We start from the raw sequence: 24,319 nt of genomic DNA on the forward strand, positions 1-24,319 counted from the left end.
TTTTGTTTTTAAACCCCGTCTGTGTTGGGGGTTTCCCCCGCCCGGGGGGTGGTGGGGGGGCGGGGGGGGGGGCCCTCCGCGGGTGGTACCCCCCGCCCCCACGGCCTGTTTCGGGCCCAACACCGCGGGCCGGTGTCGAGAGCTCCCGGCCGCGCTGCCGCTCGGGTCAGTGCAGCGACTTCACCGGGGCCGTGTCCGCACCTGGTACGCCGAATGCAGCGTCGATGGCCTTGCGGGCACGGTCCTGGCTGTTCGGCATGAGGTGCGTGTACGTCCGGAGCGTGAACCCCGGGTCGGAGTGACCGAGGTACTCGGCCAGGGCCTTGATGTTCTCGCCCGAGTCCAGCAAGACCGACGCGTAGTAGTGCCGCAAGGCGTGCATACCGTGTTCGCGCGACTGTTTGAACCGCTCCCCCGGGGCCCGTTCTGGAATGACGCCGGCGGCGATCAGGGCGGGCTTCCACAGGTACATGTTGAAGTAGTTCCTGTTCAGCGCCTTCCGTTCCCGCGAGTAGAACAGCAATTTCGCTGTTACGGGCGGGCCGTCCGGGGTCTTCCACGGCAGGGTGACGTCGATAGGGGGCCGGCTGGTGATGTGGGAGGCAAGCGCATCCGACACCACATCGGGCAGCGGCACGTCTCGCAGCTTGCCGCCCTTGGGCGGGGCGAACACCATCTGCGGTCCGATCAGCTTGACCTGTCGCACGACGTGCACCACTCCCCCGACGAAGTCGACTTCGTCGACGGCAAGCCCGAAGATCTCGCCCTGCCGTAGACCGCACCCGGCAGCGACATCGACGGCCGTCGCGTACTGCCTCGGGAGTCCATCCCGGACGGCGACCACCCGGTCACGCGTCCACGGCTTGATCTTCCGCCGATCCAGCTTGGGAGCCCGCACGGAGCCTGCACGGCAAGGGTTCCGGGCCAGAATGCCGTCATCCACGGCGGCCCCGAACACGGCGGAGACGTTCGCGAAGACCGTCCGCTGATACGACGCTGCCATCCCGGAGTCTGCGAGGGCCCGTGCCCACGTACGGATATGGGCCGGTTGGAACGCGCTCAGGGAGCGAGAACCGATGTAGGGGAAGGCATGCAGCCGGAACCTCAGCTCCATGTTCACGATGGTGGAAGGGTCCGTGGTCTGGGATGCCAGCCACTGAGTGGCGAACTCCCTGAACGTCTCCTTGCCGGCGGAAGGGTCGACGTACTGGCCACGGGTCATGTCAGCCGCGATCTGCGTCAGCCACGCCTCCGCGAGTCGCTTCTGTTTGTCCGGAAAGGACTTGCTGCGTTCGCTCCCGTCCGGGGCGACGTAGCGGGCCCGGTAGCGCAAGCCCGTCCCATATCGGTCGGTCTTTGCCCTGATCGTCTTGCCCGTGGATGCCGTCTCGGTCTTGTACCAACGGTCTTGGATATGGCCAGCCATACGGCGGCGGTCCTCTCGACATGCAGCAGGGAGAGCCGCCCACGGCGGCGCTCCCTGCTGTCTCGGTGGTTGGTCGGCTACGTGGCGCCCTGGCAGACGCTCTTGCGCTGGCTGACGTAGGCGCGCACATCGGCCGGGTCGTAACGGAGGTGCTTGCCTATGCGGAAGCCGGGCGGACCGGTGCGCTTCCGGCGCCACTGGTAGACGGTTTCGAGCGGCACGCCGAACATGTCGGCGATGTCGTCGGGGGTGAGGTACCGGTCTGGCAGACCGCCGCGGAGGATTACGCGGGGGTCGCTCGCGACAACGGTCGGCACGTTGAGGCCTCCAGAGAAAGCAGAGCCTGGGAACGGAGTTGATTTCAGGGGGCTTTGCAGCCCGCACCTGTCCGAGGCGCGGATTTCTGCGTCATCGCGTCACGCACGTCATTTGCGGCTCTGACCTGCGCTTATGTGGTGACGCGGGCAGGGCGGGGCGTGTCACAGGGCGGGGCGGGGCTCTGTCACGCGTGACACGGGTGACGGGGGATGACGCAGGTTTTGGCCGTCTGCGTCATCGCTGTAGCCGCTGGTCAGGGATTGGTTTCGGGTGGTTGGTGACGTGGGTGACGCAGCGTCTCTTCTCTTAGGAAAGAGACGGGGTGGTGTCTGTGGTTGTGCGCAGCTCAGGACGTGAAGAAGGAGCCGCTGCGCGGCGCGACTTGTGCAGCGGCGGCAGGCCGCCGAGAACAGCAAGAGGAGCACCCGGGGCCGGGGTGCTCCTCTTGCTTGTTTCAGTGCGGCGCCCGGTGGCGCGGGTCAGAACGCCGTTTCCTGCTGGTTCTGGGGCGGGAGCGGGGGGCGGGTCATTTCGATGTAGCGGGCGGAGCTGGTGCGGCCCCAGTCGATGAGGACGCCGCGGGCGGCGAAGGTCGGCTGGAGGCGCTTGAGGCGGTCGGAGAGGACTTTGCCGGTGGTGGGCCAGCCTTTGGGCAGGGGGCGGCACTCCTCGCCGCTGTAGAGGCTGGTGAGGCAGTGCAGCCATTCCGATGACGTCATGCGGACTTCCGCACCCGGGTCGAGGCCGGCGGCGTGCTGCAGGACCGTCTGAGCCAGCAGGTCGCCTTCGATGACGTCGTCGTTGAGGTCGTCGAGACTGGCCCGGTACGCGGCGAGAGCGCCGAAGCCGGTAGCCGTGTCGAGTTGCGCGCACAGGTGGGCGAAGTCGGCCATCCGCAGGTCGGTGGGGGTGTCCGCGGCGGCGGCCCGGACCTTCACGGTCAGGTCCAGCAGGGAGCCGAGGACGACCGGCAGGATCTCCGCGTACTCGGCCCACAGTTCCGCTTCGGTGCGCCGTACCCGGGGCCGCACGAGACGGAGCGGGAGGAGGCGTTCGGCGAGGTCGGGGCGGATGACGCCGACGTCGATTCCGGTCAGGAGCATGGGGCGGCGGTAGCGGGAGCGGACGACGTCGCCGTCGGTGAAGAGCGCGCGCTTGATGCTCTCGGCGCCGGTGACGATGCAGCACATGAGGTCGGACAGGTCCGGGGGCAGGTGGGAGAGGTTGTCCAGGGCGGTGACCCATCCGGCGGCGACGGCCGTGATCATGTTCTCTTCGTCTTTTGGGGCGCGGCGCAGGTCGCCGCTCATCCCTTCGATGATCCGCACCAGCATCCGGCCGCCGGTGGACTTGCCGGCGCCCTGGGGGCCGGTGAGGAACGGTGCGGGGACGGGCACGGACGGTTCGAGGCAGCCGATGAGCCAGGCGAGGGCCAGGCATTCGGTCTCGGCGCTGGCGAAGTTGCAGAGCCGGAGTAGGAGGTCGATGCCCTTGCCGTCGGTGTCCCGGGCCGGCATCGGGAGTTCGCCGGTGAGCTGGGTGCGTCGCCAGCAGACTTCCTGGGGGTCGGGGGTGCGGATGTCCCAGCCGGTGGGGTGGATGCGGACGGATTTGCCGTCTGTGCGGCCCAGGTCGAGCCATGTGGCCCCGTCGAATCCCGGGGCGACGCGGATGTGGGTGGGCTGTACGTCCTCGGTGAGTGCGAGTGCTTCGATCAAGTCGAGTGCCTCCTTAAGTGCCGTGCCGTTGAACACGCCGATGCCGTCTTTGAAGAGGCCGACCATGAGTTCTTGGCGGTGGCTTCCGGTGGTGCCCTGGGAGCGGATCGGGCGGGCGACGGGGTGGCCGTTGCGCTGTGCGTAGACGGTGCCGTCGATGGTGCGGAAGTACCGGAAGTGCGCTTGGGCGTAGTCAGTGATGATCTGTCGGGCCGGGGTCTTGTCGTCCTCGGACATGGCTACATCCCCAGTGCGGTGCGGGCGTTGGTCCACGCGTCGGTGCAGTGCCGGGCCGTTTCGCCCTTGGCCTGCGCGGCGGTGAACAGCCGAGCAACGTGGGCGTCGGTGAGGCACCCGCACCGGCCGTGCGTCGACAGCACCGCGAGGAACGTCCGGTACACGGTCGCGTGGACCGCGCTGCGGGCCTCGGTGATCCGCTGCACGCCCATGGACACCCCACGGTCCAGGTAGGTGGGTGTGCGGTGCGGGCACTCGCCCCCATGGCCCCTCAGGGGCACTGTGAGGCTCTGTGGCGCCCTGCGGGCCGGTGCCGGTTCCTTCACTGCCAGAGCGCGCACAGAGTCCGGGAGAGGGCTCATAGTGCCCGTGCCGGTGCCGAGCCAACGGGCGTACGCCGCAAGGGACTTGATGTCGACTCCCGGTCGGACGCCGTTCGAGGACGGCATGGTGCCCTGGTAGATCCAGTGCTCTCCGCGCGTCGTGGTCACTGTCCGGGTGGTCGGCAGGGTCTCGCGGGCCCACTGGACGGCGGCGGGGTCGTCCAGGTCGACCACGGTGAGGCCGGCGCCGCCGGGGTGGTAGGCGACCGCCGCTGCCTGCCGCCACGCTGTCGCCCACGCGGGGGATGCGAGGACGTGCGGGTCGGTGGTGGCAGCGGCCCAACCGTGGCACGGCCGCGGGCAGAAGCAGGGCCCGAGGGACTTCATGTTCGGCCGGCCGCCGCACGCGTTGTGCGCGCAGCTCGGGCAGTTCCCGAACGGCAGCTTCCCCCGACGCAGCGGAAGCGGCAGCAGGCCGTCGGTCGCCAGACGCAGGGCGGTGCGCAGGTGCTCGCTCATGCCGCCACCGCCAAAGCGGGGGCGAGGGTGGCGAGGTAGGCGCGGCCGATCCACTCCATGTAGGCGGGGGGCAGTGCCTCGCGTAGGCGGAAGTGGTCGGTGGACCAGTCGATGCCCTTGGCGGCCCGGATCTCCTCCACGGTGGCCTTGCCGCCGCCCTTGCCGTACGCGGCGACGTAGGGGCCTTCGTGGTAGGTGCCGTGCCGCCAGCCGCGCACCCGCCCGCGGTGGCGCGGGTGGACGGGTTGCGGGGTGGTCCAGCCTCCGAGTTCGAAGTAGCGGTGCATGAGAACGCTGAGGCCGAACTGTTCCCCGCACAGGCGGATGTCCTTGCGGACTTCGGAGCCGGCCACGTTCTCGATCACGCACGGCCGGCCGGTCGTCTCCAGCGCGGCCCGGGTGGGAGCGATGAGGCGGGGATAGGTGCGGCCGATCGCGGCGTTGCGGGCCCGGTTGGTGCCCTTGGTCGGGGCAGACCCGTCCTGGCACGGGGGCGAGGCGTGGATGAAGTCGAATTCGTGGCCGTGAGCGCGAATGAACTCGACCGCGTCGCCCTGGTGGAACGCGTCACCGCAGTAGTCCGGCTGAGGCTCGATGTCGACACCGGTGATGTGGACGTTCGGGCCGAACGCGCGGCGCAGGCCTGCGGTGCCGCCGCCGATGCAGCAGTAGGCGTCCAGCACCCGGAAGGGTTCGCTCAGGGTGAGCGCTCGCGGGATGCGGGTGGGTAGGGTCATGCTGGATGTCTCCAGTTCCTTGATGGGTGACTGGCGAGCGAGGGCGGCCCCGGATCATTGGCGTGAGACGGGGGCCGCCCTTGGCATAGCTAGTGGTCGGGGTCGGGGTGCATGAGGCAGTCGCCCTTGCCCGGGTCGTCGCAGACGCATTCGGCCTGGCGCGCGTACTGCTGTCGGATGTAGCCGCGGGGGTTCTGGTCGGCCTGGTCCACGAGATGCGGAGCCATGTGGGCCCGATCGGTGTCGAGCATCAGGAGCATCCGGGCCGACGTGAGCGCGGTCTCCGAGGCGTCGCCGACCTCATCCGGTTCGTCCAGCAGGGCGATACGGTCCAGGAGCGCGGCCTTGCGGAGGTAGAAGATCCGGTCCAGTTCGGTGAAGCATTCGGCCGCGGCGAGGGTGCGGGCGGTCCACCCGATCTCGCTGACGATGCTCGGTGCGGGCGCGTACGCGGTTTCCGGCGTCGGGAAGGGTTCCGGGTCGGGCCGGTGGTCGGCGGTGAGGTACAGGCGGGTGCGGTTGCCGTCCCGGGTCGGGTAGGCGCGGACCGCGCCGGCGGTGAAGGTGCCGGTGAGTGCGGTGGTGACGCGGTCGGTGTCGTCGGGGTCGCAGATGACGCGGATCTCGAACACGGCTCTCCTGCCTACGGGTTGGGGAGGGCTTGGACGACGGCGGCGGCCATGTCGTTGATGGGTCCGGCGGCGCCGGTGGAGGCGAGGAAGAACCCGAACATGACGGCGATGAACGCGGAGCCGGCGCTGAGGCTGTTGCTCCGCAGCAGGAAGAACAGGACCAGCCCGAAGAGCAGGACGAGGGAGACGGTCACGGCCATTCGGAGAACTCCCGGTCGTTGAGGCGGCGAGGGTGGGGGTGGCGGGTGCCGTCGCGGTGGACGGCACGGCCGGTGTTGAGTAGCCGGCGGCCGGTGCGCAGCCGGTAGCGGCGGCCGTGGCAGCGGCGGCAGAGCTTGACCTTGCGGCGGCCGGCTTGCCGGATGCCGGTCCCGGAGCACTTCCGGCACGGCGCGAACGGCCGGACGGCGCACAACACTGCGTAACCGGCGAGGGCGAGCAGGAGGGCGCAGCTAGCGAGGGCCACGGGGGCTCACATCCCTTCCAAGGGCGGTTTCAGGGTGTTTTCGCAGGTGGGCTGCTAGACGCTAGTTGGCTGATCAGCGGCGGTGCGGGCTGCTAGTACGGGTGCTAGACCTAGCAACGGTGGCTGCTAGGTCTAGCACCCGTGCTGGGGTCAGGCGGCGGCCCGATCGGCGTTACGGCGCGTAATCGCGGCGGTGATGTCGGCGCGCTTGATGCCGCGCCGGTTGGCGCCCTCGCCGTCGTCGGTGGTGCCCCAGACCTGTCCCGGCTTGATGCCCCAGGGCTTGAGCGCGGCGGTGACGTTCTCGCCCTGCCAGCCCGCGTAGGTCTCGGGGCGGGCGGCGGCGAGGCGGGCGGCGATCCGCTCGCACCACACGGCTTTCTCGTCGTCGGCGATGACGTCGAGGGTGTCGGCGAGGATGTCGGAACCGGTGCCGGTGGTCTCCGGGCCCTTGCCGATGGCGTGCCCGGTGACGTTGCCGTACTGCTCGCGCACGGTGCGGGCGCGGGCGACGATGTGTTCGGCGGCGACCGCGTCTACGAACGCGGACGCGACGATGCGCGGGTCGTCGCCTTCACCGGCCATCCAGCAGATACCCCGGTCGGAGCGGGAGAACATCGTGGCCCGGTAGCCGGACTTGTACATCGAGGTGCCCAGCACCATGTCGTTGGCGGGCTGGCCCATGACCTTCAGGCAGAACCGGAGCACGGCGTTGGCGCTGATGCCGGTGGGCAGGGACTTCGCGTCGGGGCGCTGGGTGCCGAACATGGCCACGATGCCCAGCGCGGGGCCGCGTTTGACCAGGTCGGTGCAGATGGCCTCGATCTCCTTGCCGTACTGCTCGTGTTCGAAGGGCACCTGGCACTCGTCGAAGCCGACCACGATCGGGTGCAGCCCGAGGCTCTTGTCACCGGCCAGTTCGGGGGTGACCTTCGACTCGGGGCAGCGCGAGCGGGGTAGGGACTTGATGACCTTCGCCCGGCGGCGCAGTTCTTCCTTCAGCTCCCGCAGCGCTTGGACGACGTATTCGATGTCGTCGTCTTCCTCGCCGGCGCGGTAGCGGTGGCAGACCGGCTCCAGCGCGCCGAAGTCACCGGTGCCCTTGAAGTCGAACGCGTGCAGTTCCGCGCGCGGGTCCAGGGCGGCGATGAGCAGGAGCAGCCGCATCAGGAACGTCTTGCCCATGCGCGGGATCGAGCCGACCACGACCGACGCGAACATGAGCGTGACCGAGACGTCACGCATGCGCTGGTCGTTGCCGAACACGACCGGCCTAAACAGGTCCACCGTGCCGGCCTTGGCCAGCGGCCAGGCCGGTTTGGTGGTCTCGTTCATGGGCTTGTCGCCCACCCACAGCACCAGCCGTCCTTCGTGCTGCTCGGGGTCGGGGGCGGGCCAGACGCAGCCGGTCTTGCGGCGCAGACCGGAGGCGAGGGGCTTGCGGGCCTCCATGATGTCCTCGGGCGTGACGCCGTAGGGAAGGTCCAGGTCGGCGCGGTAGCCGGGCCCGTCCCGGACGATCTCCGAGACGAACCGCATCCCGTTCATGTCGCCGCCCTTCTTGATGGCGGCGGTGATCTTCGGGTTGCCGATCGAGTCGAGTCCGCGCAGCACGATCGAGCCGGTGAGCTTCTGGACCTCGGTCTTCAGGACCGCGGGGCCGACGATGGGGGCGTCGGGCTGCTGGCCGCCGATGCCGAGCAGCAGAACCCCGCCCGCGGCGAACGCGTAGAGGTAGGCGGGGGCCAGGACGTAGAGGTACAGGGCGAAGCCGAGACCGAACACGGCGGCGACCAGGGTGACCAGGCCGCGCAGCCGGATCCGGCCGGCGCGCAGCCGAGCGAGGCGCATGTACTCCTCGACGTCCTCGGTCCGTACCGCGAACTCCCGCAGGGGGGCGGCTTCGCGGTCCCACACCCACCGGTTGGTGGACGCGATGAACCGGCACGCCCCGCGCGGGAACATGAGGGCGAGGCGTCCGGCGTACACGGGTATGCGCACGCCGTGGTAGAGCGCGACGTAGCCGACGTTCGCACCGGTGTGCCGGGCGGTCGCGGCGAAGTCCCGCCGGTTGGTGAGCCATCCGGCAAGGACCGGCTTGCGCTTCTCGATGCGTACCTTCGGGTCCGGCAGCGCCGGGTTGTCGACCGCGACCGGTGCAGGCGGGGCGTCGTCGTCGGGGAAGGGGGCGGGCACGGGGCGCAGGTTGGGGCCCGTCGTGCTGTCCGTCATTCTGGGTACTCCCTGCTGCTCACAAAGTGGGTGGTGGGTGGCCCGGGGGCGGTCTGATTCCTTGGCCGGGACGACCGCCCCCGGGGCGTTGCTACTTGCGGTTCTTGCTGGTGCGGGCCTGTTCGGCGCGCTTGCGGGCCTGGTTCTCGATCCGCTCGACCTTGCGCTGAAGGTCGCTCTGGTCGACCCGGCCGCCGAACTGGCGGTCATCGGCGAGTCCGCGCTTGGCCATCCGGGCGACCAGCAGGGCCAGGCGGGCTTTCTCACCGGCGGTGAAGCGAAGCGGTGCGCTGCTCACGGTGTCTCCCGTTCCGGGCCGGACTGTCCGGCTCCCCACGGCTCCGGGACAAGGGGAGTCCCGGAACCGCGGGCAGCCGTCAGCGCCGGCCGCGGGTGCGGCGGACGGTGTCGGCGGCGCGCTTGCCGTCCTCGCCGCCCACCGAGCGGACGACGGTGACCACACCCCACGCGCACACCGCGGCGATCAGGGCGAGCAGGGCGAGGTTGGCGGCCATGGCGGTGAGCACGCCGACCAGCAGCGGGCCGAAGTACACACCGGCCGCGACCGCGCCGGCACCGACCCCGGAGCCGAGCGCGATCCGCTGCACGGTGCGGTCCGGCGGGGCCTGGTGCACGTGCTGGTGGATGACCTGCGGACCGCTGTAGGGCTGCTGCTGCGGGGCCGCGGGCAGGTGGTCGGCGTAGGTGTAGGTGCCGTCCGGGAGCTGGACGACCCGGGGGATGTCAGGCAGCGATTCCATCGCGGGACCCTTCGGGGTAGGCGCACAGCACGCACATCCCGAGCGACGTCGGAAGGCAGTAGCTGTAGGTGAGCTGGCACTTCGGGCACGTCTGGCGGGCGAGCATCGCGAGCGCGAGCGCGCCCCACTTGCGAGAGGTCATCGGCCGCACCGGAATCGCCCGGTCGACCTGGTAGAGGTAGGCGACCTTCGGGGTTCCGGTGCGACGGTTCATGCGCATGACCTGCGCCGCTACCGGCTGGCCGCCGGGACGCAGCCCTTGGGCCCGTAACTGGCGGCGCGTGGCGAGACCGTCGGGGGCGAGCTTCCAGGGGTATGTGGGCACGCCGTAGAGCGCGCCGGACGGGTCGTAGCACTTGCCCCACGCGGCGGACATCAGGCCACCACGCGCTTCCAGGCGGCCCTCAAGCGGACCTCGGAGGCGGAGTGGCCGGCCGCGCGGAAGCGGGTGGCCATCTCCCGGTACGACAACGGCGGTTCCTGGCTGTGCCGGATCTGGTCGACCAACAGGTCAAGCGCCGCGTCCGTGAGCGCGGGGGCCGACTCCAGCGCCGCAACCGGCTCGCTGGGCCCCCACACCGGGAGATCCCATGAGGGCGTGACGTCGGGCGTGACGCGACTCGTCACACTGGTCAGGGCCCGTCCGGTGCTCTCGCCCTTGCGGGCCGTCTCCAGCGTCGACCACGCCCCGGCCAAGGTCTCGGCGGTCTTGGCCTGGACGCGTGCGACGCGGGCGCCGGCCTCGGTCACGGCCGTCAGCCGCGTCTCCTCCGTGGACGCTTCCGCCCGCAGGCGGGCGCGGGCCACGGCCGCGTCGTCGCGGGCTTCCTGCTGAATGCCCCGGATCTGATCCAGCGCGCCGGGGGTGAGCGCGGTGCGCTCCCACAGCCCGTGGACCAGCCACAGAGCTTTCGCGGCGAGCGGCAGCCAGGCCACCGCCAGCCATGCCCCGGTCGACTGGTCGGCGGTGAGCGCGTGGGTGACCAGGACCCCGGAGGCGAGCGCCCCGAACGACCAGCCGACGGCGGTCACGGCGTTGCTGTGGTCGCCCTGTGCGGCCAGGCGCCGCTCATAGGCGAGGGTGGCCAGCCATCCGCCGTCGATACCCAGACCGACGACCAGGGCGACCGGCCACGGCACGGCCGTGCCCAGCCACATCACGACCACGGCCAGGGTGAGCACCATGGACACCGCCGTCATCGCGACGGCCGGCAGCACGGTCTTGGTGGACTTGGCACTCATGCCGCACCCCCTACCGCGGTCGTGTCGACGGCCGGGGCAGCCGCGTAGGCGGTCAGGGCGACCTCGGCACCGCCGAAGGGGCCTACCGCGCGCAGCACCCGCGTGCGGCCGTCGCCCTGGACGTGGAAGACCACCGCGTCGGGGGCGAGGCCGAGCGCTTCGCGCCACGTCTCGAACACCGTGAAGGTCTCACCCGTCAGGTCCACGTCGTGAAGCGACAGCTCCAGCCGTCCGGCATCGATCGGCGACAGGTGCACGAACGGGGCGGGCAGGTGCGAGCATTCGGCGGCGAGCAGCCGCAACGCCCGCAGCGCGGGCGTCATCTCCCCCAGGGTCTGAGCGTCCGTCATGCCGCACCCCCGAGCGCGAGCGCCACGGCGAGCACGAGCAGGGCGCCGCCGGCGCGGGTCAGGTCGACCGCGCGGCGCAGGCAGGTGAACTTGACCACGGCGAGCCGGGAGAGTCCGGCGATGTCGGCGGCGAGATCCCGCGACAGGTTCTCGGTGATCTGTTCGGGGGTCAGGGTCGCCCACAGAGGAAAGCCGTGGCCGCCGTTCAGGTTCGGGCGGACCGACGTCAGCAGCACGCTCGCCGCGCCGACCAGCAACGCCATCCCCAGCACTCCGGCGGCCACGGCCGGCGGGTTGAGGGGGAGGGAGGTGCCGACGGTGTAGGCGCCGGCCAGGACCGCGCCGACGAACGCGAGCAGGAGCGCGGTCTTGCTGTCGGTCCATGCGATTTCCGCCCGCACTTCCGCGTGTGCGGCGGTCAGGGTCTGTCCGGTCAGGGTGCTCATGCGGCACCGCCGGGCAGGCTCGTGCCGGCCGTGCGGTTGAGCAGGGCGACGCGGGCGGCGAGCGCCCGGCGGCGGGCCCGGCGGATCCGGCGCCCGTCCAGCTCGGTCGGGGTGCGGTCCAAGGTGATGATCTGCGCGTCCAGCAGGTCGACGTCCGCCAGGATCAGCGGGAGCTCCTGCTCGATCGCGTCCAGCTCCGCATTCGTCGGCTCGATCCAGTCAGCGAACGCGGTCACCGCGTCCTGAACAGTCACAATGGGGTCCATGGGTCGTGCGTCCTCCTAGTCAGGGGAACGGCCCTTCAGCGGCTCCCGGGAGGCACCCCGGGAGCCGCGCGCCGTTGTGGTGGAAGCCGCACACGAGCGGTGCGGCGGGCCGCGTGATGGCGGCCGGCGCCCCGGGTCGGATCCGATCCGACGCCCTTCACGGCTGGTCGCCGGGGCTCACAGGTTCAGAAGCGGGGACACTGCACGTGATGGCTGCCATCACGGTGGTGGCAGTAGTCGCACATCAAGACCTCCCCTCACTGAGGTCAGGGCGCGGCGCACGCGGCGGGCACGCACGCCGCGCAGAGCCAGCCAGCCGCCCCTTGTCAGCGGCGGAAGGCCCATCGGGTGAGAGCGGAGAGCTTGTCGGTGACGTCGGTGACGTTGCCGGATTCCAGTTCGTCGGCGCGGTCCTCCAACTGCCTGGCCCGCTGCTCGTTGCCGTGGTCGCGGGCCCAGACGGCGGCCTGCCGGTTGTCGTCGGCCTGGCGCCGCATCCGGTCGGTGATCTCGGCCATGTCGGGTTCCTCTCAGGTCTGCGAACAGGTGGCGGTGCGTGCCCCGGGCCGGATCCGATCCGGCGCCCATCACGGCTGGTCACCGGGGCTGTAGAGGTGGCGGGTGTTAGCGGGGCTGCTCGGTCAGGTGAGCCGCGTCCTCGTAGGCGGTGCGGATCTCCTGCTGCTGCCAAGCCAGCTCAGCCGCGGCCGGCGCAGGGTCCTGCCCATCGAGGTCGGCCGCCCACGCGTCCGCGCTCGCCTCCAAGCGCCAGGCCGCGGGGTCCGTCGCCATCAGCGCACCCACGCGTGCGGGTGCGGGCGCGGGGGACGGACGGGAAGCGGCGGCTTCGTCCTCTCGTGCTCCGAGCCAGCCATCAACGGCCGCCCCGGGCACGGGCGTTGTCCGCGCTGCGCTTGTTCGCTTCCGCGGTCTTACGGGCCAGGTCCGCCCGCTCCGCATCTGTCAGACTGGTGATCACAGGTGCCTCCACTCAGGTGCCTGTACGCGGTCCCCGGGGTGCGACCCGGGGACCGCTCTCGTGTGGTGGGGCCAGGCGATTCCGGCTCCCCCCGCCCCGCCCGGACGGACCCGCGCACCAGGCGCGCTCCGCACGGGCGGGAAGAGGCAACCGGCGCGGCGCTAGCCGCCGCGAATCGGTGGAAGGTGACCGGTCGTCCACAGCACTTCGAGGTGCTCCCGGACCAGGGAGGAAACGGCGCCGCCGTGCCGGTCGATCACGGCCGCGCGCATCGTTTTCGTCGACTCACTGCGACTCCTTCGGACCGCTGAACAGGGAAAACGCACTGCAAGGGGGACCTTGTCCCCACTCGCCGGCCGTTGCTCGCGGTCACCGGGCCACCTCGCCAGTCGGGCCGAAGCCCTGTCCTCTGGCCTGTAGCGGGATTGCAGCGTCCCCGCCCTTTGCACGTGCGGCATGAGCCGCTTCCGTTGAGTTGTTCCGTTCAATGGATGCAGTACCTGTTTTACAGGTACTGCACAGTGGTCCGTCAAGTCTGCTGACGGAACCTCTTGGTTTCGCGCCGGGACTCCTTGGCGCACACTCAGAATCGCCGCAGGTCGAGGGAGTTGTTCACCCCGCGCGTGGACGGCTTCGGGAGTTCTGGCTACCGTCAAGACGTCCCTAGACGTCCCAACGGGGGTTCAGATGTCCAACGAACGCTTGCGCTCGGCTCTGTTAGCTCGGGGTATGACCGTTCAGGGGTTGGCCGAAGCGATCGAGGTCAACCCGAAGACCGTGGAACGCTGGATCACGCAGGGCAAGGTGCCGTACCGGCGTCACCAGTACGCGACGGCCGCCGTTCTCAAGGTCGACGTCACGTCACTGTGGGACGACGACCGCACAGTCGACAGCGCAACTGACCTGTCCAAAGCTGAGATTGGCACGGTCTACCCCCACCGACACACCGTGCCGTCCGGGCTGTGGCGCGAGATCTACGGCAGAGCACAGAAGACCCTTGACGTGCTCGTCTACTCCGGTCTGTTTTTGTCGGAAGATCCGCTGTTCCATGACCTTCTCAAGGCGAAGGTGGCGGCTGGCGTTCGCGTGCGGATCCTGCTCGGGGACCCCGGTAGTGCGGCCGTCAGGCAGCGTGGGATAGATGAAGGCCACCAGATCATGGACGGCAAGATTCGTAACGCCATGGTGCTCTACCGTCCGCTCATGCGGAGTCACCCGGACATCGGGTTCCGGCTGCATGACTCGACTCTCTACAACTCGATCTACCGGGCTGATGACGAGATGCTCGTCAACCCCCACGTCTACGGCATCGGTGCTTACCTGGCCCCCGTGCTGCACCTGCGTCGCCTGGCCGACGGTGGGCTGTTCGACACGTACGCGAATAGCATCGAACACACCTGGGAGAACGCGCGTCAGATCACCGACGCGGACTTTGAGAGCAGCACGGGAGCCTGAGCATGGGACGGATCGACTACCTTCACGACCCCGACGCGCCGCCGGCCAACTCGGTTGTGCCGTCCGTCGTCGCGTTCGTGCAGAACGACGTGGGGGAGGTGCTGATGATCCGGCGGTCCGACAACGGTCGTTGGGCACTGCCCGGCGGTGGTCACGACGTGGGGGAGTCCATCAGCGACACCGTTGCGCGAGAGGTCTGGGAAGAGACGGGGATCAAGGCCGAAGTCGTCGACATGTCCGGGATCTACACCGACCCCGGGCACGTGATGCAGTACGACGACGGTGAAGTCCGGCAGCAGTTCAGCATCTGTTTCCGGGCCCGGCCGGTCGGCGGTGAGGTTCGTACGAGTGACGAGACGACAGAGGTCCGCTGGGTTGCCCCAGCGGACCTGCCGACGTTCGACATCCACCCCACCATGCGGCTCCGGATTGAGCACGCCTTGGACCGGACGCGTCCGACGCCCTATATCGGCTGACGCTTACCGGCAGCGACCCGTTCGAGCACACGCGAAGTGCTCGCGAGGATCTCTGGTTCGGCCCGACGGATGAACGTGCCGATCAGGCTGTCCGGACCGTAGCGGCCGGTGATCTCGTTCACCCGGTCCACGGGATTCGTGGGCGTCCCATCCGGCGTCGTGTTCATGTCGCAGTAGCACAGTGCGTCATTGAGGTGTGCGTCCTCGCGCGGGAACTCGGCCTCAAGCTCTTCGCGCAGTCCCCGGGCCTCTGCTTCCATCCATGAACAGGAATGATGCGCGACCAGGCTCACAACCCGTTCGTCGGCCTGTGCGACGTCACGGAGGTAGCGGGCCCCATCCAGTGGATGAAAGCCCGTCTTGGCGAGGTCCGGCGCGTATCCGATGTCATGCAGGACCGCAGCCGCCTCCAAGAGTTCCGCGTCCGCACCGAGGATCGGTGCGATGGTGCGCGCGCGCTCGGCAACTCCCACCGAGTGCCTCCAGCGGCGGGGCAACGGATCGGAAAGCAGCGATTCGGCGAGCGGGTATGCCCACTCGGTCAGTCCCGTCACAGCGAGGAACTCTCCTCTCGATTCGGCAGGGCCCGCACGGTCCGCAGCTTGCCCTGCCCCCCTTCTGACAGCCATCCCGCAGCTTCCAACTCCACGAGGGCTTTGGTCACTGTCGGGCGCGAGACACCGAACCTCTCGGACAGCGCGGAAGCGCTGGGGAAGGCTGCCCCGACTTCAAGACGGTCATCCGTGAAGACGTCAGCGAGCCGTTCGGTGAGCGGCCGGCGGTCGGTCCGCTGCCCAGCCCTGACCACGCGCCAGCGCCCACCCGGGACCGGTTCGGCAGCGCCATCCTCTCGGAGAGCCGCAAATGCCCGGAGTGCTACTCCACGCGAGACTCCGTTATCACGCATGACCTCCGCGGCGGTCGGCAGGTCCGCCATCTCTGGGTCCGCTTCAATCCGCTTCTTGAGCTGATCTGCGATCTTCTGAAAGGTCCCGCGCGGACTCGCTTGCTGCGGCACGTGGCCTCCCCTTCTCTGACCTCGGCGGCCGCCGGTGGGCACTCAATGGCAACAAGTGTTGCACTCCCCATGCGACCGCCGATGGCCTCGCCTTCCCTCCCTCACTCGGCGCCGCTCGTTGTCCTGGTCTTTGTCCAGTGCGCTGACGTACACCAGCGTTCTCCGCCGTACGCGCACCCCGTCTGACCTGCCGCGCGAACCCCCACGGACGCCCCTGTACGGTCGCGCGGACAGTTGGAAAGCGTGTTGAGGGGATCCCTCACGGAGGCAGAGCGGGTCATGTACCGGTCGTTACAACCCTGGCGCAGCGGCACCCGCGAGCCGGGCTCCTGCATGAAAACAGGAGCCCATCGCCGCTACTACTGCTGCCGAGCCTCAGTGTTCTCGCGGATGGCTGCGGCGACGTCGAGCAGGGCGTAGGCGATGGCCGCCAGGCCCTCCCCGATCGCGTCGGTTCGGTACTCGTCGCCTTGCCTTCTCGCCGCGGTGTCTGCCTTGCTCTCTGCGTAGCTCCCGTACACGCTTTGGTTCGGCATCCGTGGTCCCTCCCTTCCCCCGGTCCCTCCGGCGGATCATTGCTGCCTCCCCCGCTCGGGACACTGCCAAGCCCCAGAACGCGCCATCTCCGCGGAGAGGGAAGGCGCTACCGAACACACAGGCAGCGGAAGGCTTGGGGACGACCATCGATCAACGTGCCGTTCCCGGGCTGGTCAGAGCAACACTTGGAGGTGTTGCTGTTGGTCGACTTGACACCTCATCAGTTCTTTTGCATGCCTTTGAGGATATCCTGCTCTGCTCGGTCAATGCGCTCCTGTGCCTCAAATAGGGCATCGCCGCACGCCGACATTATTTCCTGAATGGCTCGCATGTGGAGAATGGCATCCATGTCCACACCGTCGGAAACCTTCACAGCCGCCAAAGCGAATGTGGTCTGAAGGAGGGAGCTAAGGGCCATGCTCGCCGGATCAATAAGTCCAATGTTCGTCTTGCCGACGTCACGAACAGTGATTCCTCGATATTCGATGAAGTTATGGCTCAACCCACGGGCCCCGCAGTGCACCTCACTACTCGCCCATTGATAGTAGGGTCGCACATGGCTCAGAGACGCCTTCTCCTCCAGCTCTCTGAAGTTGTCATTGGGGGAAAATTTCTTGGCCCAGCCGTAATCCCTCTTGAAGTCCGCTCCATACTTGGCGATTACTTCGTCGTATCGACGCTCAATCTCGTCCAGAACTTCCGGTTCGAGCGGCTCTTCCCCCAAGGCAATGTGATCTTTCTGGAACTGAAGAGCGTCGCGTCTGCGCCCGACGATCTCGTGGTCAAGAAAGCGCTCGGCCAAGTCACAGTGAACCGCATCTGTGGCCGACTCGGCAATCAGGCCCGCGATAACAGCAGTCTCATGCAGTGTTCGGCAACGCGCCAAGGCCCCCCTGGGGTGACCATGCGAGAGAAGGGTTAGGATTTCGCCAGCCACCCGACAAGCAGTTACATGAAGGCCTGTAAGCGCTTCAAGAATGTTCTGCTCGGTCGGCGTCAGGGATTCACTGTCACGACCAGCTGCACTTTCCCCCAATTCGATACACATGAATAGGGTGATCTGATAGAGATCTAGAGCTTTCCCCCACTGCTTGTCGAGTCGTCGATCAAAACCTCTCTCTGCCCGCTTGTTCGCGCGGAGTGTTTTTTTATCTTTCTTGATATGCCCGGCCAGCAGAGGGGCCATCTCGTCGATGAACTCAGGCACAGCCTTTGCGATCAGTTCATCAATCCGCTCGGGGTCGAATCCTTTGCGGATCTGCTCCAGCACCGCGTCTGCAAGCTGATCAGTCAAGGGTCGATTATCAACTGAACGTGAGCGCTTGAGTTTTCGCAACATACGGGCCCCTCTAGTGATGTCTGGGCCGCACCTTATATGATCATTTTGCGGTGGGGTAGTGATTTTCCGGGACACACTTAAGCGGACGCTCCCGACAGCCATGCGGGAGGTGGGAAAGCGTCCTGTAGGCAACAGGGCGTCCATTGTGGTGCCGGCGCGTGACGAGGCTCAATCACCCGGGTCGGTGCAGATCACGCGCGAAGGTACGGTACCCCGGGGTGCTGCCTGCCCTGTACGTGCAAGGACGGCCCACCCCTGCGCCTACGAAGTGGCACTCATGTCCAGTAGCGCTCCGTGACCGGCGAGGAACTGTCCTAGAGTGGCACCTTCTAGGATGCTGAATCTTGCATTCATCAAGCTCTGGTAGTAATGCGCGAGTCCGAATACATAGCCGGGGATAGCAGTTCCTCCAACGTCTGGTTCTCCTGGGGCTAGATATCGGCCGTAGCAGATTCCAATGACGACCCCTCTGCCCTCCGCAACCGGTGCGCGGAGCTGAAGAAGGGGTGCGCCGCTTAGCCCCCCGGGGGTTGGCATATCTAGCTCCCAGGAAGGGCGAATCTCTCCGTTTGGCAGCTCGTACTTAAAGGCTCGCGTTACGTAGCCTTCGAGCCAGCGTGATTGCTGATCGAACGAAAGATCTCCAAGCACTCTTCCTTCCGGGAGTCGTCCGTATGTGCCGGGGTATCCGAAAGTTCCAACATCTTGCCCGATGCCCGGAGAGTTGATCCCCAATATCAAGCCCGAGTCGTTGGTTTGTACGGTTGCCGCGGCCATATCCATGCCGCTTTCCTCGAAGCAGAGGTTACTAAGCCGTTCGCTTGAGTACATTCCTGGCGCTACCTCTATTGCTCCCGCGATGTGCTCATAGGTCTCCAGTGTGAAGTCCACGCAGTGACGGCATGTAATCAGGATTCCGCCTGGAAAAATGAAGCCAGTACCTAGGAATCTTATAGGTTGCGCACCGGCGGAGCTTTCCCTCATCACATAAAGCGGGCGTATCCATCGATCTAACTGAAATGTCATTGATTAGTCCTGTTTGGGGGGTTGGTAGAGAGGGGAAGCCGGCGGAATGAGCGCCCCGGGCGGGTCGTAGAATCTATCTTCATCTATCCAATAGGAATTTCTCAATCTCTGATAATCGAAGTCGCTGCCCTGAGGGGTGCGCTTCACCAATAGGAAGCCATTATGTTCAAGCTCTTTCCTTGCCTTAGTCCACGTGTTATGGGAGAGGCCGTATGAACTGCGTCGTTCGCTGGGAATGTAGCGCGGCTCGGTATAGCCGCCCAGCGCTTCGAGAAGCACAAAGAGAAGAGCTATGCCCGTGGCACTGAGATGAGTTATCCAGCCCTCACTCCAGAATTCCACGGGTATGCCGACATATCGTCCTTGTTCGCTTGCCCGGACGTACGGTCCATCGGGATCTTCTGTGGAAATGAGTTTGATGCTGGGCGTATTTCCCTGTCGCGGCTCTAGCTTGATAAACCCATTATCGTTCAGCCACTTTAGATTGCTGTTTACGCGTCGCGGGCCTGTATCCGGCGGCAATGCCAGCATGCGAGCCCACGCGTGCGGAGCGGGCGGTTGACGGATGTCATGCGGGGCGGCCGTAGCCATCATCGTGATGCACAGGTAGAGCCTGAGGCGAACCTCGCCGCCTCTCCCGCCCTGTACGAGTCGTGCAAGGGGTGGCGGTCCCCCGTCTACCTGGGACCTGACGAAGGTGGGGGAAAACGGCACCTTCCCGCGTCTTGCAGCACGGGTGACGGCCTTCTGAAGTTGCATGACTGCAACGGGGTGAAGAGGGTTCGGCAAGTTCGCCTACCTTCTTGAAGGAGAAACGGGGGTACAGGGGTCCCAGGGGTACTAGGGGGTCCAGGAAATACCTACTTATACCTTCCTGTAGGGCCGCGCAAGGTCTTCTGCATAGACGCTGTGGCACTACTGCGAAGGAGCTGAAGCACTCCAGCGTGATGGCGATCTGTCTCCTTCAGGAAGCCATTAGACCTGCTTTGACCTGCAGTTTTTCATCTGTCACCTTGAATTCGTCGCCGCCAGGGGAGGTGGCGGCGAACGAGGCATCTCAGCGCGGGCGCGCTGAGGGAAGGAGATCAGGTGAACGGGAACCACCCCTCCCAGCGGGGCATCTGGCTGGCGATCATCCTTCTGGCCAGTGTGGGCACGGCCGCCGTGGCAGGTGCCCTCTTTCATCTGGCCGGAGCAGCAATGCCAGAGACGATAGGAGCTGGTGGAGCGGCGTTCATGGGCGCTGCAAGCCTCGGTCTTGCGACGCACCGCTTCATGACGGAGTGAGCCGTAGGCGACCGGCGGTGGACGAGGCGTGGACGACAAGAACCTCTGAGATGCAGTGTTCGATCATCGCTGCAACTCAGAGCACAGGTGAGAAGTCAAGCGTGATCAGACTGTAAATCTCCCGTAGGCGACAGCCGCTCTACGTGGCACGCAGCGAGTGTGATGTCAGTGCTCGCGGCTACGCTGCGGCGCATGGATGATCTCCTGGCCAAGGTCCTTGACCTGCAACCGTCTTGGGTGTCGACGAACACGGAGGAGATGCAGGAACGAGGTGTCTTCATCCGGCGACAGCTACCCGCCTTGATACGGGCGCACGGAGCCGATTTGGCGGCCTTGCTCGGTACGCCCGCCGGAGACCTAGGAGTTGAGGGGCGGGACGGGACGGGTCTCAAGGCAGAGATTCCCTGGGTTCGGGTGTTCAGCCGGGACCAGTCACCCAGCTCAACCACCGGGTGGTACGTGGTCTACCTGTTCAGTGCCTCCGGCCGACGGGTCTACCTGTCGTTGAATCAGGGGACCACCATCTGGACGGGCGGTGTCTTCAAGGCACGCAGGGCCGAAGATCTCCGTGCCCGCGTCGACTGGGCGTGGCCGCTTGTGGCAGACGCGGCGGCCGCGCATCCTGCCTTGCGCCGCACGATTCAGCTGGACGCCAGAACGCCTCTTGGCAGCGGCTACGGCCCCGGGAACGTGGTGGCTGTCGCCTACGAGCGCGACCAGCTGCCCTCTCAGGAGGTTCTGCTGAAGGATCTGGCCTTCATGACAGGTCTACTCGGCACTCTCTACGAGGCGGAACGTCTCGCTCCCTACATCCCGGGGGACCCGACGCCAGAGGTGGTGGAAGCAGAGCACAGCGCGGCCAAGACCGCCGGCCGTCGCGCTCGCAAGGGCACTCGGCAGCCTAGGCCTGGGCAGGGCTTCCTGCTCACCGCAAGCGAACGGCGCGCTGTCGAGCACCACAGCGTCCGGATGGCCACGGAACATTTCAAGGCTCAAAGCTGGTCGGTCAAGGACGTCGGTGACAAGGAATCCTTCGACCTCCTGCTCACGAGAGGAGACGAGCGGCTACACGTCGAGATCAAGGGCACCACATCCGCGGGGCAGGAAGTGATCCTGACCCGAGCCGAAGTTGAGAAGCAGCGCCAGTACTACCCGGACAACGCTTTGGTTGTCGTTCACTCGATCAAGTTGGACCGCACCGCGTCGGAGCCGACCACCTCCGGAGGCATCCTCCACTGCACCTCTCCGTGGGCCGTGGAAGAAGAAGATCTCACGGTCATCTCGTACACCTACCGAACACCGATGGACAGACCGGCATCGGATCAGGCGTCGAAGGAGCAAACGCTGATTCCCCCAGGTGTCCCCCCGCAGCGTCAGAGTGACGGAAACCCGCAGGTCACACCCAGCTAACGAAGCCCACTGCAAATCCGCTGGCTCCGTCCTGCCACGTTGAGGCCTCACCTGGGGGGCGAGACCCTCGGCTGTTGGAGTGGGGCCGTCTGTGGGCCGTTCCAGGGAGGCCAACAACGACCAACGACGCCAGACAACGACGACGTCCGCACTGGTCAGAGCGAAAGCGCCGTCGATCTGCGGAGGTGACCGAGGCAGGTCATCACTTCTTCGACGTGTGACAGGCGCGCTCTCCGGCCACGGACGCCCCCGTTCCCGTTTCCCGGGACGGGGGCGCCGTCGTATCGTGCCTCGGTACTGATGTTCGACACGGGGGGACGCGGGATGTCCGGGCAGGGTGACGATGAGCGGGAGTTCGACCTCAGGTGGGCCGCCGAGGCGGAGCGGAAGGAGCCGTCCGCGCGGGCCCGCATGCTGGCCGCCCGGTGGCGGGAGAACCCACCCGGCCCGGTGCCGTTCCGGCCGGATCCGGGACCGGTGGCACCGCGGCGGTCGTCCTGGGTGTCGACGGTGCTGGTGCTGGGGTGCGTGGCGGCGGTGATCGTCCTGCTGGGCTACCTGCAGACGCGTTCGCCGTACTAGAGAGGGACCTTTTGCCGCTCCTGGGGACGTTCGGAACCGTTCCATGGGCGTCGGCAGGTGCACACTGGACAGCGGGACGAGTGCCTGACTGCGGGGTGATGGCAGATGCAGAGCCGCTTCCGGAGCGACCGGCGACTGACCGTGCGGATGACGGTCACGCTGTTCCTGCTCGGATTGCTGTACGTGGGCTTCGTTGCCGCGTTGATCGTGTTGCTGAAGTCGTGGCTGCTGGTGGTCGTCCTGGTGGGCGCGATGTTCGTGGCGCAGTTCTGGTTCTCCGACCGGATCGCGATGTTCGCCATGCGCGGCCGGGTCGTGGAGCGCGAGGAGTATCCGCAGCTGCACGCGGTGGTGGACCGGCTGTGTGCCATCGCCGACATGCCGAAACCTGTGGTCGCCGTCTCCGAGATGGACATGCCCAACGCGTTCGCGACCGGGCGGAATCCCGACCACGCGGTCGTCTGTGTGACCACGGGGCTGCTGCGCCGGCTGGAGCCCGCCGAGCTGGAGGGGGTGCTCGCGCACGAGCTGTCGCACGTGGCGCACAAGGACGTCGCCGTGATCACGGTCGCGTCCTTCCTCGGAGTGATCGCGGGGCTGGTCGTGCGGTTCGCCTTCTACTCGCAGATCTTCGGCGGGGGCCGGCGGGACCAGAACACGGCCGCCGTCTTCGCCGCCGTCATCGGGATCTCCGCGGCCGTGTACGCGATCAGTTTCCTGCTGATCAGGGCGCTGAGCCGGTATCGGGAGCTGGCCGCCGACCGGGCGGCCGCCCAGCTCACCGGCCGGCCCTCCGCGCTGGCGTCCGCGCTCACCAAGGTCTCCGGCGACATCGCCCGGATCCCGACCAAGGATCTCCGTACCGCCCAGGCCTTCAACGCCTTCTACTTCACTCCTGCGACCGGCAGGGAGCCCGGCATCGAGCGCTTCTTCTCCACCCACCCGCCCCTGGAGCAGCGCCTTGAGCAGCTGGGGCGGATCTCGGCGGAGCTGGGTGAGGCGGCGACGCCCGGGAAGGCCGGGTGAGCATGGGCTTCCTGGACATCCTGCTCGGCCGCACCAAGCCCGTCGCCCCCGACCTCGACCAGTTGTTCGCGCTGCCCTCGGCGGCGGTCACCCTGGAGGCGGCGGCCGGGTTCCGGCCCACCGGTGTGGGCGCGGTGTGCTTCGCCACCGTGGAGGGCGCGGCATTCGAGCAGACCCACCGCGAGGTGCAGGCGCTCCTGGACGCGGACGCCGACCGGGGCGGCTCGCCTGTCGAGCTGAGCCAGGACGGTTACGGCTACTCCTGGCTGGTCTCGCGGCGCACCTCGGACCAGCTTCCGCAACTGGTCAACGACCTGCACGCGGTGAACAGTTCGATGGAGGTCAACGGCTTCGGCCCGCAACTGCTGTGTTCCCTGGCCTCCTTCGAGGACGAGCGCGGACGCGGGCTCGCGCTCGTCTACCTCTACAAGCGGGCGACGTTCTACCCCTTCGCGCCGCTGCCCGGGTCCGGTGAACGGCGGGACAGCGCACTGGAGTTGCAGGTCAAGGCGGCCCTCGCGAACGATCTGCGGATCGAGCAGGATCTCAGCCGCTGGTTCCCGGTGTGGGGCGCCCCCGGTCTCTGACCGGCCGGGGACACCCTTCCACGGGCTCCTACCGGCCCTTGTCCCGCTCCTGGCGCCGGAACTCCAGCGGGCGCTCGCGCCGGTAGCGGCGCTCCCACCTGGCCTGGCGGTCGCGGCGGTCGCGGTAGGTCTTGTAGTCGTTCGGTGTGCCCCCGCCCGTGCCGGACGGGCCGCCCGACGGGGATGCCGACGACGAGCCGCGCCCGTAGTGGACGTACAGGAAGAGCAGGGCGACGGCGGCGAGCCACCAGTTGTGGTTTCCGAAGCCGAGGATGACCAGGACGACGGTTCCGGACAGGACGATGGTGCCCATGACGGGCCTCCGTGGCGTGGGTGTGTGAGCGGTCGACGCAACCGGCGGCACGCGGGGGACGGGCGGCCGTCCGTCGGTGCGTAGCAGAGTAGCCCCGAGTCCGCGGGGCAGGGACGGCCCTTCGGAAAGCGGTGGTGGACGGCTCCGGAACGCGTCTCCAGCGTAGGGATCCGGTCACTCGGCGTGCATCCCGTTTTCGGGGCGCCGGCCGGGTGAGGGCACCGGTCCGGCTCAGATTCCGGGTGCCGCCGTCAGGACCCGGCCCTGGCGCTCGCGTACGGCGACGGGGTCGCGCCGGTGGACGGCGGGCAGCCGGCACGCGCGCGGGGCGGGGAAAGCGCTTGCGCGCGGCCTTGCCGCGGGCGGCCCGTTCGGCCGGTGCGGACCTACGGCCCGCCCCTCCGTCGGCTGCCGCCTCCGGCACCTGTTGTCGGCGGTGAAGGGCGTTGGAGGGGGCCGCATGCCGGGGCCGGCGAACGGGTGGCCGGCGGAGGGAGCCGCGCGGGTGAGGGCGCCGGGGCCGGGGCGGGCGCCCCCCCCCCCCCCCCGCCGCCGACCCCCCCAAAAGCCAAAACGCCCCCCCCCAAGGGCCCCAGGGGGGGGGCGGCGGG

30 protein-coding genes are annotated in these 24,319 nt (G+C 67.7%); 6 read left to right on the plus strand and 24 right to left on the minus strand.

Annotated features, from left to right (window positions below; translation table 11 throughout):
• Window positions 1-166: 166 nt before the first annotated feature.
• From ACFXI4_RS12240 to ACFXI4_RS12325, 18 genes are all read right to left on the minus strand, one after another.
• Window positions 167-1,426 carry a tyrosine-type recombinase/integrase gene (locus tag ACFXI4_RS12240; RefSeq protein ID WP_384989743.1) on the minus strand — a complete coding sequence of 420 codons (1,260 nt, stop codon included), beginning with the start codon at window positions 1,424-1,426 and terminating at the stop codon, window positions 167-169.
• 77 nt (window positions 1,427-1,503) lie between these two features.
• Window positions 1,504-1,743: a helix-turn-helix domain-containing protein gene (locus ACFXI4_RS12245; protein WP_384989745.1), complete on the minus strand. Its 240-nt coding sequence runs from the start codon at window positions 1,741-1,743 to the stop codon at window positions 1,504-1,506.
• Between the two features lie 480 nt (window positions 1,744-2,223).
• Window positions 2,224-3,699: an ATP-binding protein gene (locus ACFXI4_RS12250; RefSeq protein ID WP_384989747.1), complete on the minus strand. Its 1,476-nt coding sequence runs from the start codon at window positions 3,697-3,699 to the stop codon at window positions 2,224-2,226.
• Window positions 3,700-3,701: 2 nt separating this feature from the next.
• Window positions 3,702-4,541 (minus strand): DNA primase, encoded by an 840-nt coding sequence (locus ACFXI4_RS12255; RefSeq protein WP_384989748.1) that lies wholly within the window; start codon window positions 4,539-4,541, stop codon window positions 3,702-3,704.
• Window positions 4,538-5,278: a DNA methylase gene (locus ACFXI4_RS12260; RefSeq protein ID WP_384989750.1), complete on the minus strand. Its 741-nt coding sequence runs from the start codon at window positions 5,276-5,278 to the stop codon at window positions 4,538-4,540. Before ACFXI4_RS12260 ends, ACFXI4_RS12255 begins: the two co-directional genes overlap by 4 nt.
• An 89-nt stretch (window positions 5,279-5,367) precedes the next feature.
• Complete coding sequence (locus ACFXI4_RS12265) at window positions 5,368-5,910, minus strand: hypothetical protein (protein ID WP_384989752.1); 543 nt, start codon at window positions 5,908-5,910, stop codon at window positions 5,368-5,370.
• Between the two features lie 11 nt (window positions 5,911-5,921).
• Complete coding sequence (locus tag ACFXI4_RS12270; protein WP_384989754.1) at window positions 5,922-6,110, minus strand: hypothetical protein; 189 nt, start codon at window positions 6,108-6,110, stop codon at window positions 5,922-5,924.
• Complete coding sequence (locus tag ACFXI4_RS12275; protein ID WP_384989755.1) at window positions 6,101-6,376, minus strand: hypothetical protein; 276 nt, start codon at window positions 6,374-6,376, stop codon at window positions 6,101-6,103. Before ACFXI4_RS12275 ends, ACFXI4_RS12270 begins: the two co-directional genes overlap by 10 nt.
• A gap of 150 nt (window positions 6,377-6,526) precedes the next feature.
• On the minus strand, window positions 6,527-8,608 hold the full coding sequence (locus tag ACFXI4_RS12280) for a cell division protein FtsK (RefSeq protein WP_384989757.1): 2,082 nt from the start codon (window positions 8,606-8,608) through the stop codon (window positions 6,527-6,529).
• Between the two features lie 91 nt (window positions 8,609-8,699).
• On the minus strand, window positions 8,700-8,906 hold the full coding sequence (locus ACFXI4_RS12285) for a DUF6257 family protein (RefSeq protein ID WP_384989758.1): 207 nt from the start codon (window positions 8,904-8,906) through the stop codon (window positions 8,700-8,702).
• A 79-nt stretch (window positions 8,907-8,985) separates the two neighbouring features.
• On the minus strand, window positions 8,986-9,369 hold the full coding sequence (locus ACFXI4_RS12290) for a DUF6251 family protein (RefSeq protein ID WP_384989759.1): 384 nt from the start codon (window positions 9,367-9,369) through the stop codon (window positions 8,986-8,988).
• A complete protein-coding gene (locus tag ACFXI4_RS12295; RefSeq protein WP_384989761.1) occupies window positions 9,353-9,745 on the minus strand; it encodes an RRQRL motif-containing zinc-binding protein in 393 nt (130 codons plus the stop codon). Before ACFXI4_RS12295 ends, ACFXI4_RS12290 begins: the two co-directional genes overlap by 17 nt.
• A complete protein-coding gene (locus ACFXI4_RS12300) occupies window positions 9,745-10,611 on the minus strand; it encodes a protein spdB (RefSeq protein ID WP_384989763.1) in 867 nt (288 codons plus the stop codon). The genes ACFXI4_RS12295 and ACFXI4_RS12300 overlap by 1 nt, the downstream gene beginning before the upstream one ends.
• Entirely contained in the window at window positions 10,608-10,961 is a 354-nt protein-coding gene (locus ACFXI4_RS12305) for a hypothetical protein (protein ID WP_384989765.1), read from the minus strand. Before ACFXI4_RS12305 ends, ACFXI4_RS12300 begins: the two co-directional genes overlap by 4 nt.
• Window positions 10,958-11,407 carry a Pycsar system effector family protein gene (locus tag ACFXI4_RS12310; protein ID WP_384989766.1) on the minus strand — a complete coding sequence of 150 codons (450 nt, stop codon included), beginning with the start codon at window positions 11,405-11,407 and terminating at the stop codon, window positions 10,958-10,960. Before ACFXI4_RS12310 ends, ACFXI4_RS12305 begins: the two co-directional genes overlap by 4 nt.
• On the minus strand, window positions 11,404-11,673 hold the full coding sequence (locus ACFXI4_RS12315) for a DUF6284 family protein (protein WP_384989768.1): 270 nt from the start codon (window positions 11,671-11,673) through the stop codon (window positions 11,404-11,406). Before ACFXI4_RS12315 ends, ACFXI4_RS12310 begins: the two co-directional genes overlap by 4 nt.
• Window positions 11,674-11,999: 326 nt before the next feature.
• A complete protein-coding gene (locus ACFXI4_RS12320) occupies window positions 12,000-12,191 on the minus strand; it encodes a hypothetical protein (RefSeq protein ID WP_384989770.1) in 192 nt (63 codons plus the stop codon).
• Window positions 12,192-12,297: 106 nt separating this feature from the next.
• On the minus strand, window positions 12,298-12,465 hold the full coding sequence (locus ACFXI4_RS12325; RefSeq protein WP_384989771.1) for a hypothetical protein: 168 nt from the start codon (window positions 12,463-12,465) through the stop codon (window positions 12,298-12,300).
• Between the two features lie 916 nt (window positions 12,466-13,381).
• Here ACFXI4_RS12325 and ACFXI4_RS12330 point away from each other — a divergent pair.
• The gene (locus tag ACFXI4_RS12330; protein WP_384989773.1) at window positions 13,382-14,107 is read left to right on the plus strand and encodes an XRE family transcriptional regulator; all 726 of its coding nucleotides are present in this window, start codon (window positions 13,382-13,384) and stop codon (window positions 14,105-14,107) included.
• A 2-nt stretch (window positions 14,108-14,109) separates the two neighbouring features.
• Entirely contained in the window at window positions 14,110-14,583 is a 474-nt protein-coding gene (locus ACFXI4_RS12335) for an NUDIX domain-containing protein (RefSeq protein ID WP_384989775.1), read from the plus strand.
• On the opposite strand, the gene ACFXI4_RS12340 is transcribed toward ACFXI4_RS12335, so the two are convergent.
• The 5 genes from ACFXI4_RS12340 to ACFXI4_RS12360 all read right to left on the minus strand — a co-directional run bounded on the left by ACFXI4_RS12340 (window position 14,571) and on the right by ACFXI4_RS12360 (window position 18,368).
• A complete protein-coding gene (locus ACFXI4_RS12340; protein ID WP_384989777.1) occupies window positions 14,571-15,137 on the minus strand; it encodes an HD domain-containing protein in 567 nt (188 codons plus the stop codon). The genes ACFXI4_RS12335 and ACFXI4_RS12340 overlap by 13 nt on opposite strands.
• Window positions 15,134-15,520: a GntR family transcriptional regulator gene (locus tag ACFXI4_RS12345; protein ID WP_384989803.1), complete on the minus strand. Its 387-nt coding sequence runs from the start codon at window positions 15,518-15,520 to the stop codon at window positions 15,134-15,136. Before ACFXI4_RS12345 ends, ACFXI4_RS12340 begins: the two co-directional genes overlap by 4 nt.
• A 440-nt stretch (window positions 15,521-15,960) precedes the next feature.
• Complete coding sequence (locus tag ACFXI4_RS12350; RefSeq protein WP_384989779.1) at window positions 15,961-16,137, minus strand: hypothetical protein; 177 nt, start codon at window positions 16,135-16,137, stop codon at window positions 15,961-15,963.
• A gap of 221 nt (window positions 16,138-16,358) precedes the next feature.
• Window positions 16,359-17,432, minus strand: coding sequence for a DUF5677 domain-containing protein (locus ACFXI4_RS12355; RefSeq protein ID WP_384989781.1), 1,074 nt, complete (start codon window positions 17,430-17,432; stop codon window positions 16,359-16,361).
• A 306-nt stretch (window positions 17,433-17,738) separates the two neighbouring features.
• Window positions 17,739-18,368 (minus strand): hypothetical protein, encoded by a 630-nt coding sequence (locus tag ACFXI4_RS12360; protein WP_384989783.1) that lies wholly within the window; start codon window positions 18,366-18,368, stop codon window positions 17,739-17,741.
• Window positions 18,369-19,982: 1,614 nt separating this feature from the next.
• Here ACFXI4_RS12360 and ACFXI4_RS12365 point away from each other — a divergent pair.
• From ACFXI4_RS12365 to ACFXI4_RS12380, 4 genes are all read left to right on the plus strand, one after another.
• On the plus strand, window positions 19,983-21,200 hold the full coding sequence (locus tag ACFXI4_RS12365) for an MrcB family domain-containing protein (protein ID WP_384989785.1): 1,218 nt from the start codon (window positions 19,983-19,985) through the stop codon (window positions 21,198-21,200).
• 324 nt (window positions 21,201-21,524) lie between these two features.
• Window positions 21,525-21,782, plus strand: a complete 258-nt coding sequence (locus ACFXI4_RS12370; RefSeq protein WP_384989786.1) for a hypothetical protein — start codon at window positions 21,525-21,527, stop codon at window positions 21,780-21,782.
• A 105-nt stretch (window positions 21,783-21,887) separates the two neighbouring features.
• Window positions 21,888-22,808, plus strand: coding sequence for a zinc metalloprotease HtpX (gene htpX / locus ACFXI4_RS12375; protein ID WP_384989787.1), 921 nt, complete (start codon window positions 21,888-21,890; stop codon window positions 22,806-22,808).
• 2 nt (window positions 22,809-22,810) lie between these two features.
• On the plus strand, window positions 22,811-23,395 hold the full coding sequence (locus ACFXI4_RS12380) for a hypothetical protein (RefSeq protein ID WP_362726952.1): 585 nt from the start codon (window positions 22,811-22,813) through the stop codon (window positions 23,393-23,395).
• 28 nt (window positions 23,396-23,423) lie between these two features.
• Here the strand turns inward: ACFXI4_RS12380 and ACFXI4_RS12385 are convergent, their stop codons facing one another.
• A complete protein-coding gene (locus tag ACFXI4_RS12385) occupies window positions 23,424-23,708 on the minus strand; it encodes a hypothetical protein (RefSeq protein WP_384989789.1) in 285 nt (94 codons plus the stop codon).
• Window positions 23,709-24,319: the final 611 nt, after the last annotated feature.

Origin of the sequence: Streptomyces sp. NPDC059224, assembly GCF_042754285.1 — a bacterium.
GTDB lineage: Bacteria > Actinomycetota > Actinomycetes > Streptomycetales > Streptomycetaceae > Streptomyces.

Excerpts from the sequence above, each read along its gene's own strand:
- ACFXI4_RS12240 (WP_384989743.1), bottom strand. The coding sequence starts at position 1,426 with ATGGCTGGCCATATCCAAGACCGTTGGTACAAGACCGAGACGGCATCC.
- ACFXI4_RS12250 (WP_384989747.1), bottom strand. The coding sequence starts at position 3,699 with ATGTCCGAGGACGACAAGACCCCGGCCCGACAGATCATCACTGACTAC.
- ACFXI4_RS12255 (WP_384989748.1), bottom strand. The coding sequence starts at position 4,541 with ATGAGCGAGCACCTGCGCACCGCCCTGCGTCTGGCGACCGACGGCCTG.
- ACFXI4_RS12260 (WP_384989750.1), bottom strand. The coding sequence starts at position 5,278 with ATGACCCTACCCACCCGCATCCCGCGAGCGCTCACCCTGAGCGAACCC.
- ACFXI4_RS12270 (WP_384989754.1), bottom strand. The coding sequence starts at position 6,110 with ATGGCCGTGACCGTCTCCCTCGTCCTGCTCTTCGGGCTGGTCCTGTTC.
- ACFXI4_RS12280 (WP_384989757.1), bottom strand. The coding sequence starts at position 8,608 with ATGACGGACAGCACGACGGGCCCCAACCTGCGCCCCGTGCCCGCCCCC.
- ACFXI4_RS12290 (WP_384989759.1), bottom strand. The coding sequence starts at position 9,369 with ATGGAATCGCTGCCTGACATCCCCCGGGTCGTCCAGCTCCCGGACGGC.
- ACFXI4_RS12295 (WP_384989761.1), bottom strand. The coding sequence starts at position 9,745 with ATGTCCGCCGCGTGGGGCAAGTGCTACGACCCGTCCGGCGCGCTCTAC.
- ACFXI4_RS12300 (WP_384989763.1), bottom strand. The coding sequence starts at position 10,611 with ATGAGTGCCAAGTCCACCAAGACCGTGCTGCCGGCCGTCGCGATGACG.
- ACFXI4_RS12305 (WP_384989765.1), bottom strand. The coding sequence starts at position 10,961 with ATGACGGACGCTCAGACCCTGGGGGAGATGACGCCCGCGCTGCGGGCG.
- ACFXI4_RS12310 (WP_384989766.1), bottom strand. The coding sequence starts at position 11,407 with ATGAGCACCCTGACCGGACAGACCCTGACCGCCGCACACGCGGAAGTG.
- ACFXI4_RS12315 (WP_384989768.1), bottom strand. The coding sequence starts at position 11,673 with ATGGACCCCATTGTGACTGTTCAGGACGCGGTGACCGCGTTCGCTGAC.
- ACFXI4_RS12320 (WP_384989770.1), bottom strand. The coding sequence starts at position 12,191 with ATGGCCGAGATCACCGACCGGATGCGGCGCCAGGCCGACGACAACCGG.
- ACFXI4_RS12325 (WP_384989771.1), bottom strand. The coding sequence starts at position 12,465 with ATGGCGACGGACCCCGCGGCCTGGCGCTTGGAGGCGAGCGCGGACGCG.
- ACFXI4_RS12330 (WP_384989773.1), top strand. The coding sequence starts at position 13,382 with ATGACCGTTCAGGGGTTGGCCGAAGCGATCGAGGTCAACCCGAAGACC.
- ACFXI4_RS12335 (WP_384989775.1), top strand. The coding sequence starts at position 14,110 with ATGGGACGGATCGACTACCTTCACGACCCCGACGCGCCGCCGGCCAAC.
- ACFXI4_RS12345 (WP_384989803.1), bottom strand. The coding sequence starts at position 15,520 with ATGGCGGACCTGCCGACCGCCGCGGAGGTCATGCGTGATAACGGAGTC.
- ACFXI4_RS12350 (WP_384989779.1), bottom strand. The coding sequence starts at position 16,137 with ATGCCGAACCAAAGCGTGTACGGGAGCTACGCAGAGAGCAAGGCAGAC.
- ACFXI4_RS12365 (WP_384989785.1), top strand. The coding sequence starts at position 19,983 with ATGGATGATCTCCTGGCCAAGGTCCTTGACCTGCAACCGTCTTGGGTG.
- ACFXI4_RS12370 (WP_384989786.1), top strand. The coding sequence starts at position 21,525 with ATGTCCGGGCAGGGTGACGATGAGCGGGAGTTCGACCTCAGGTGGGCC.
- htpX (WP_384989787.1), top strand. The coding sequence starts at position 21,888 with ATGCAGAGCCGCTTCCGGAGCGACCGGCGACTGACCGTGCGGATGACG.
- ACFXI4_RS12380 (WP_362726952.1), top strand. The coding sequence starts at position 22,811 with ATGGGCTTCCTGGACATCCTGCTCGGCCGCACCAAGCCCGTCGCCCCC.
- ACFXI4_RS12385 (WP_384989789.1), bottom strand. The coding sequence starts at position 23,708 with ATGGGCACCATCGTCCTGTCCGGAACCGTCGTCCTGGTCATCCTCGGC.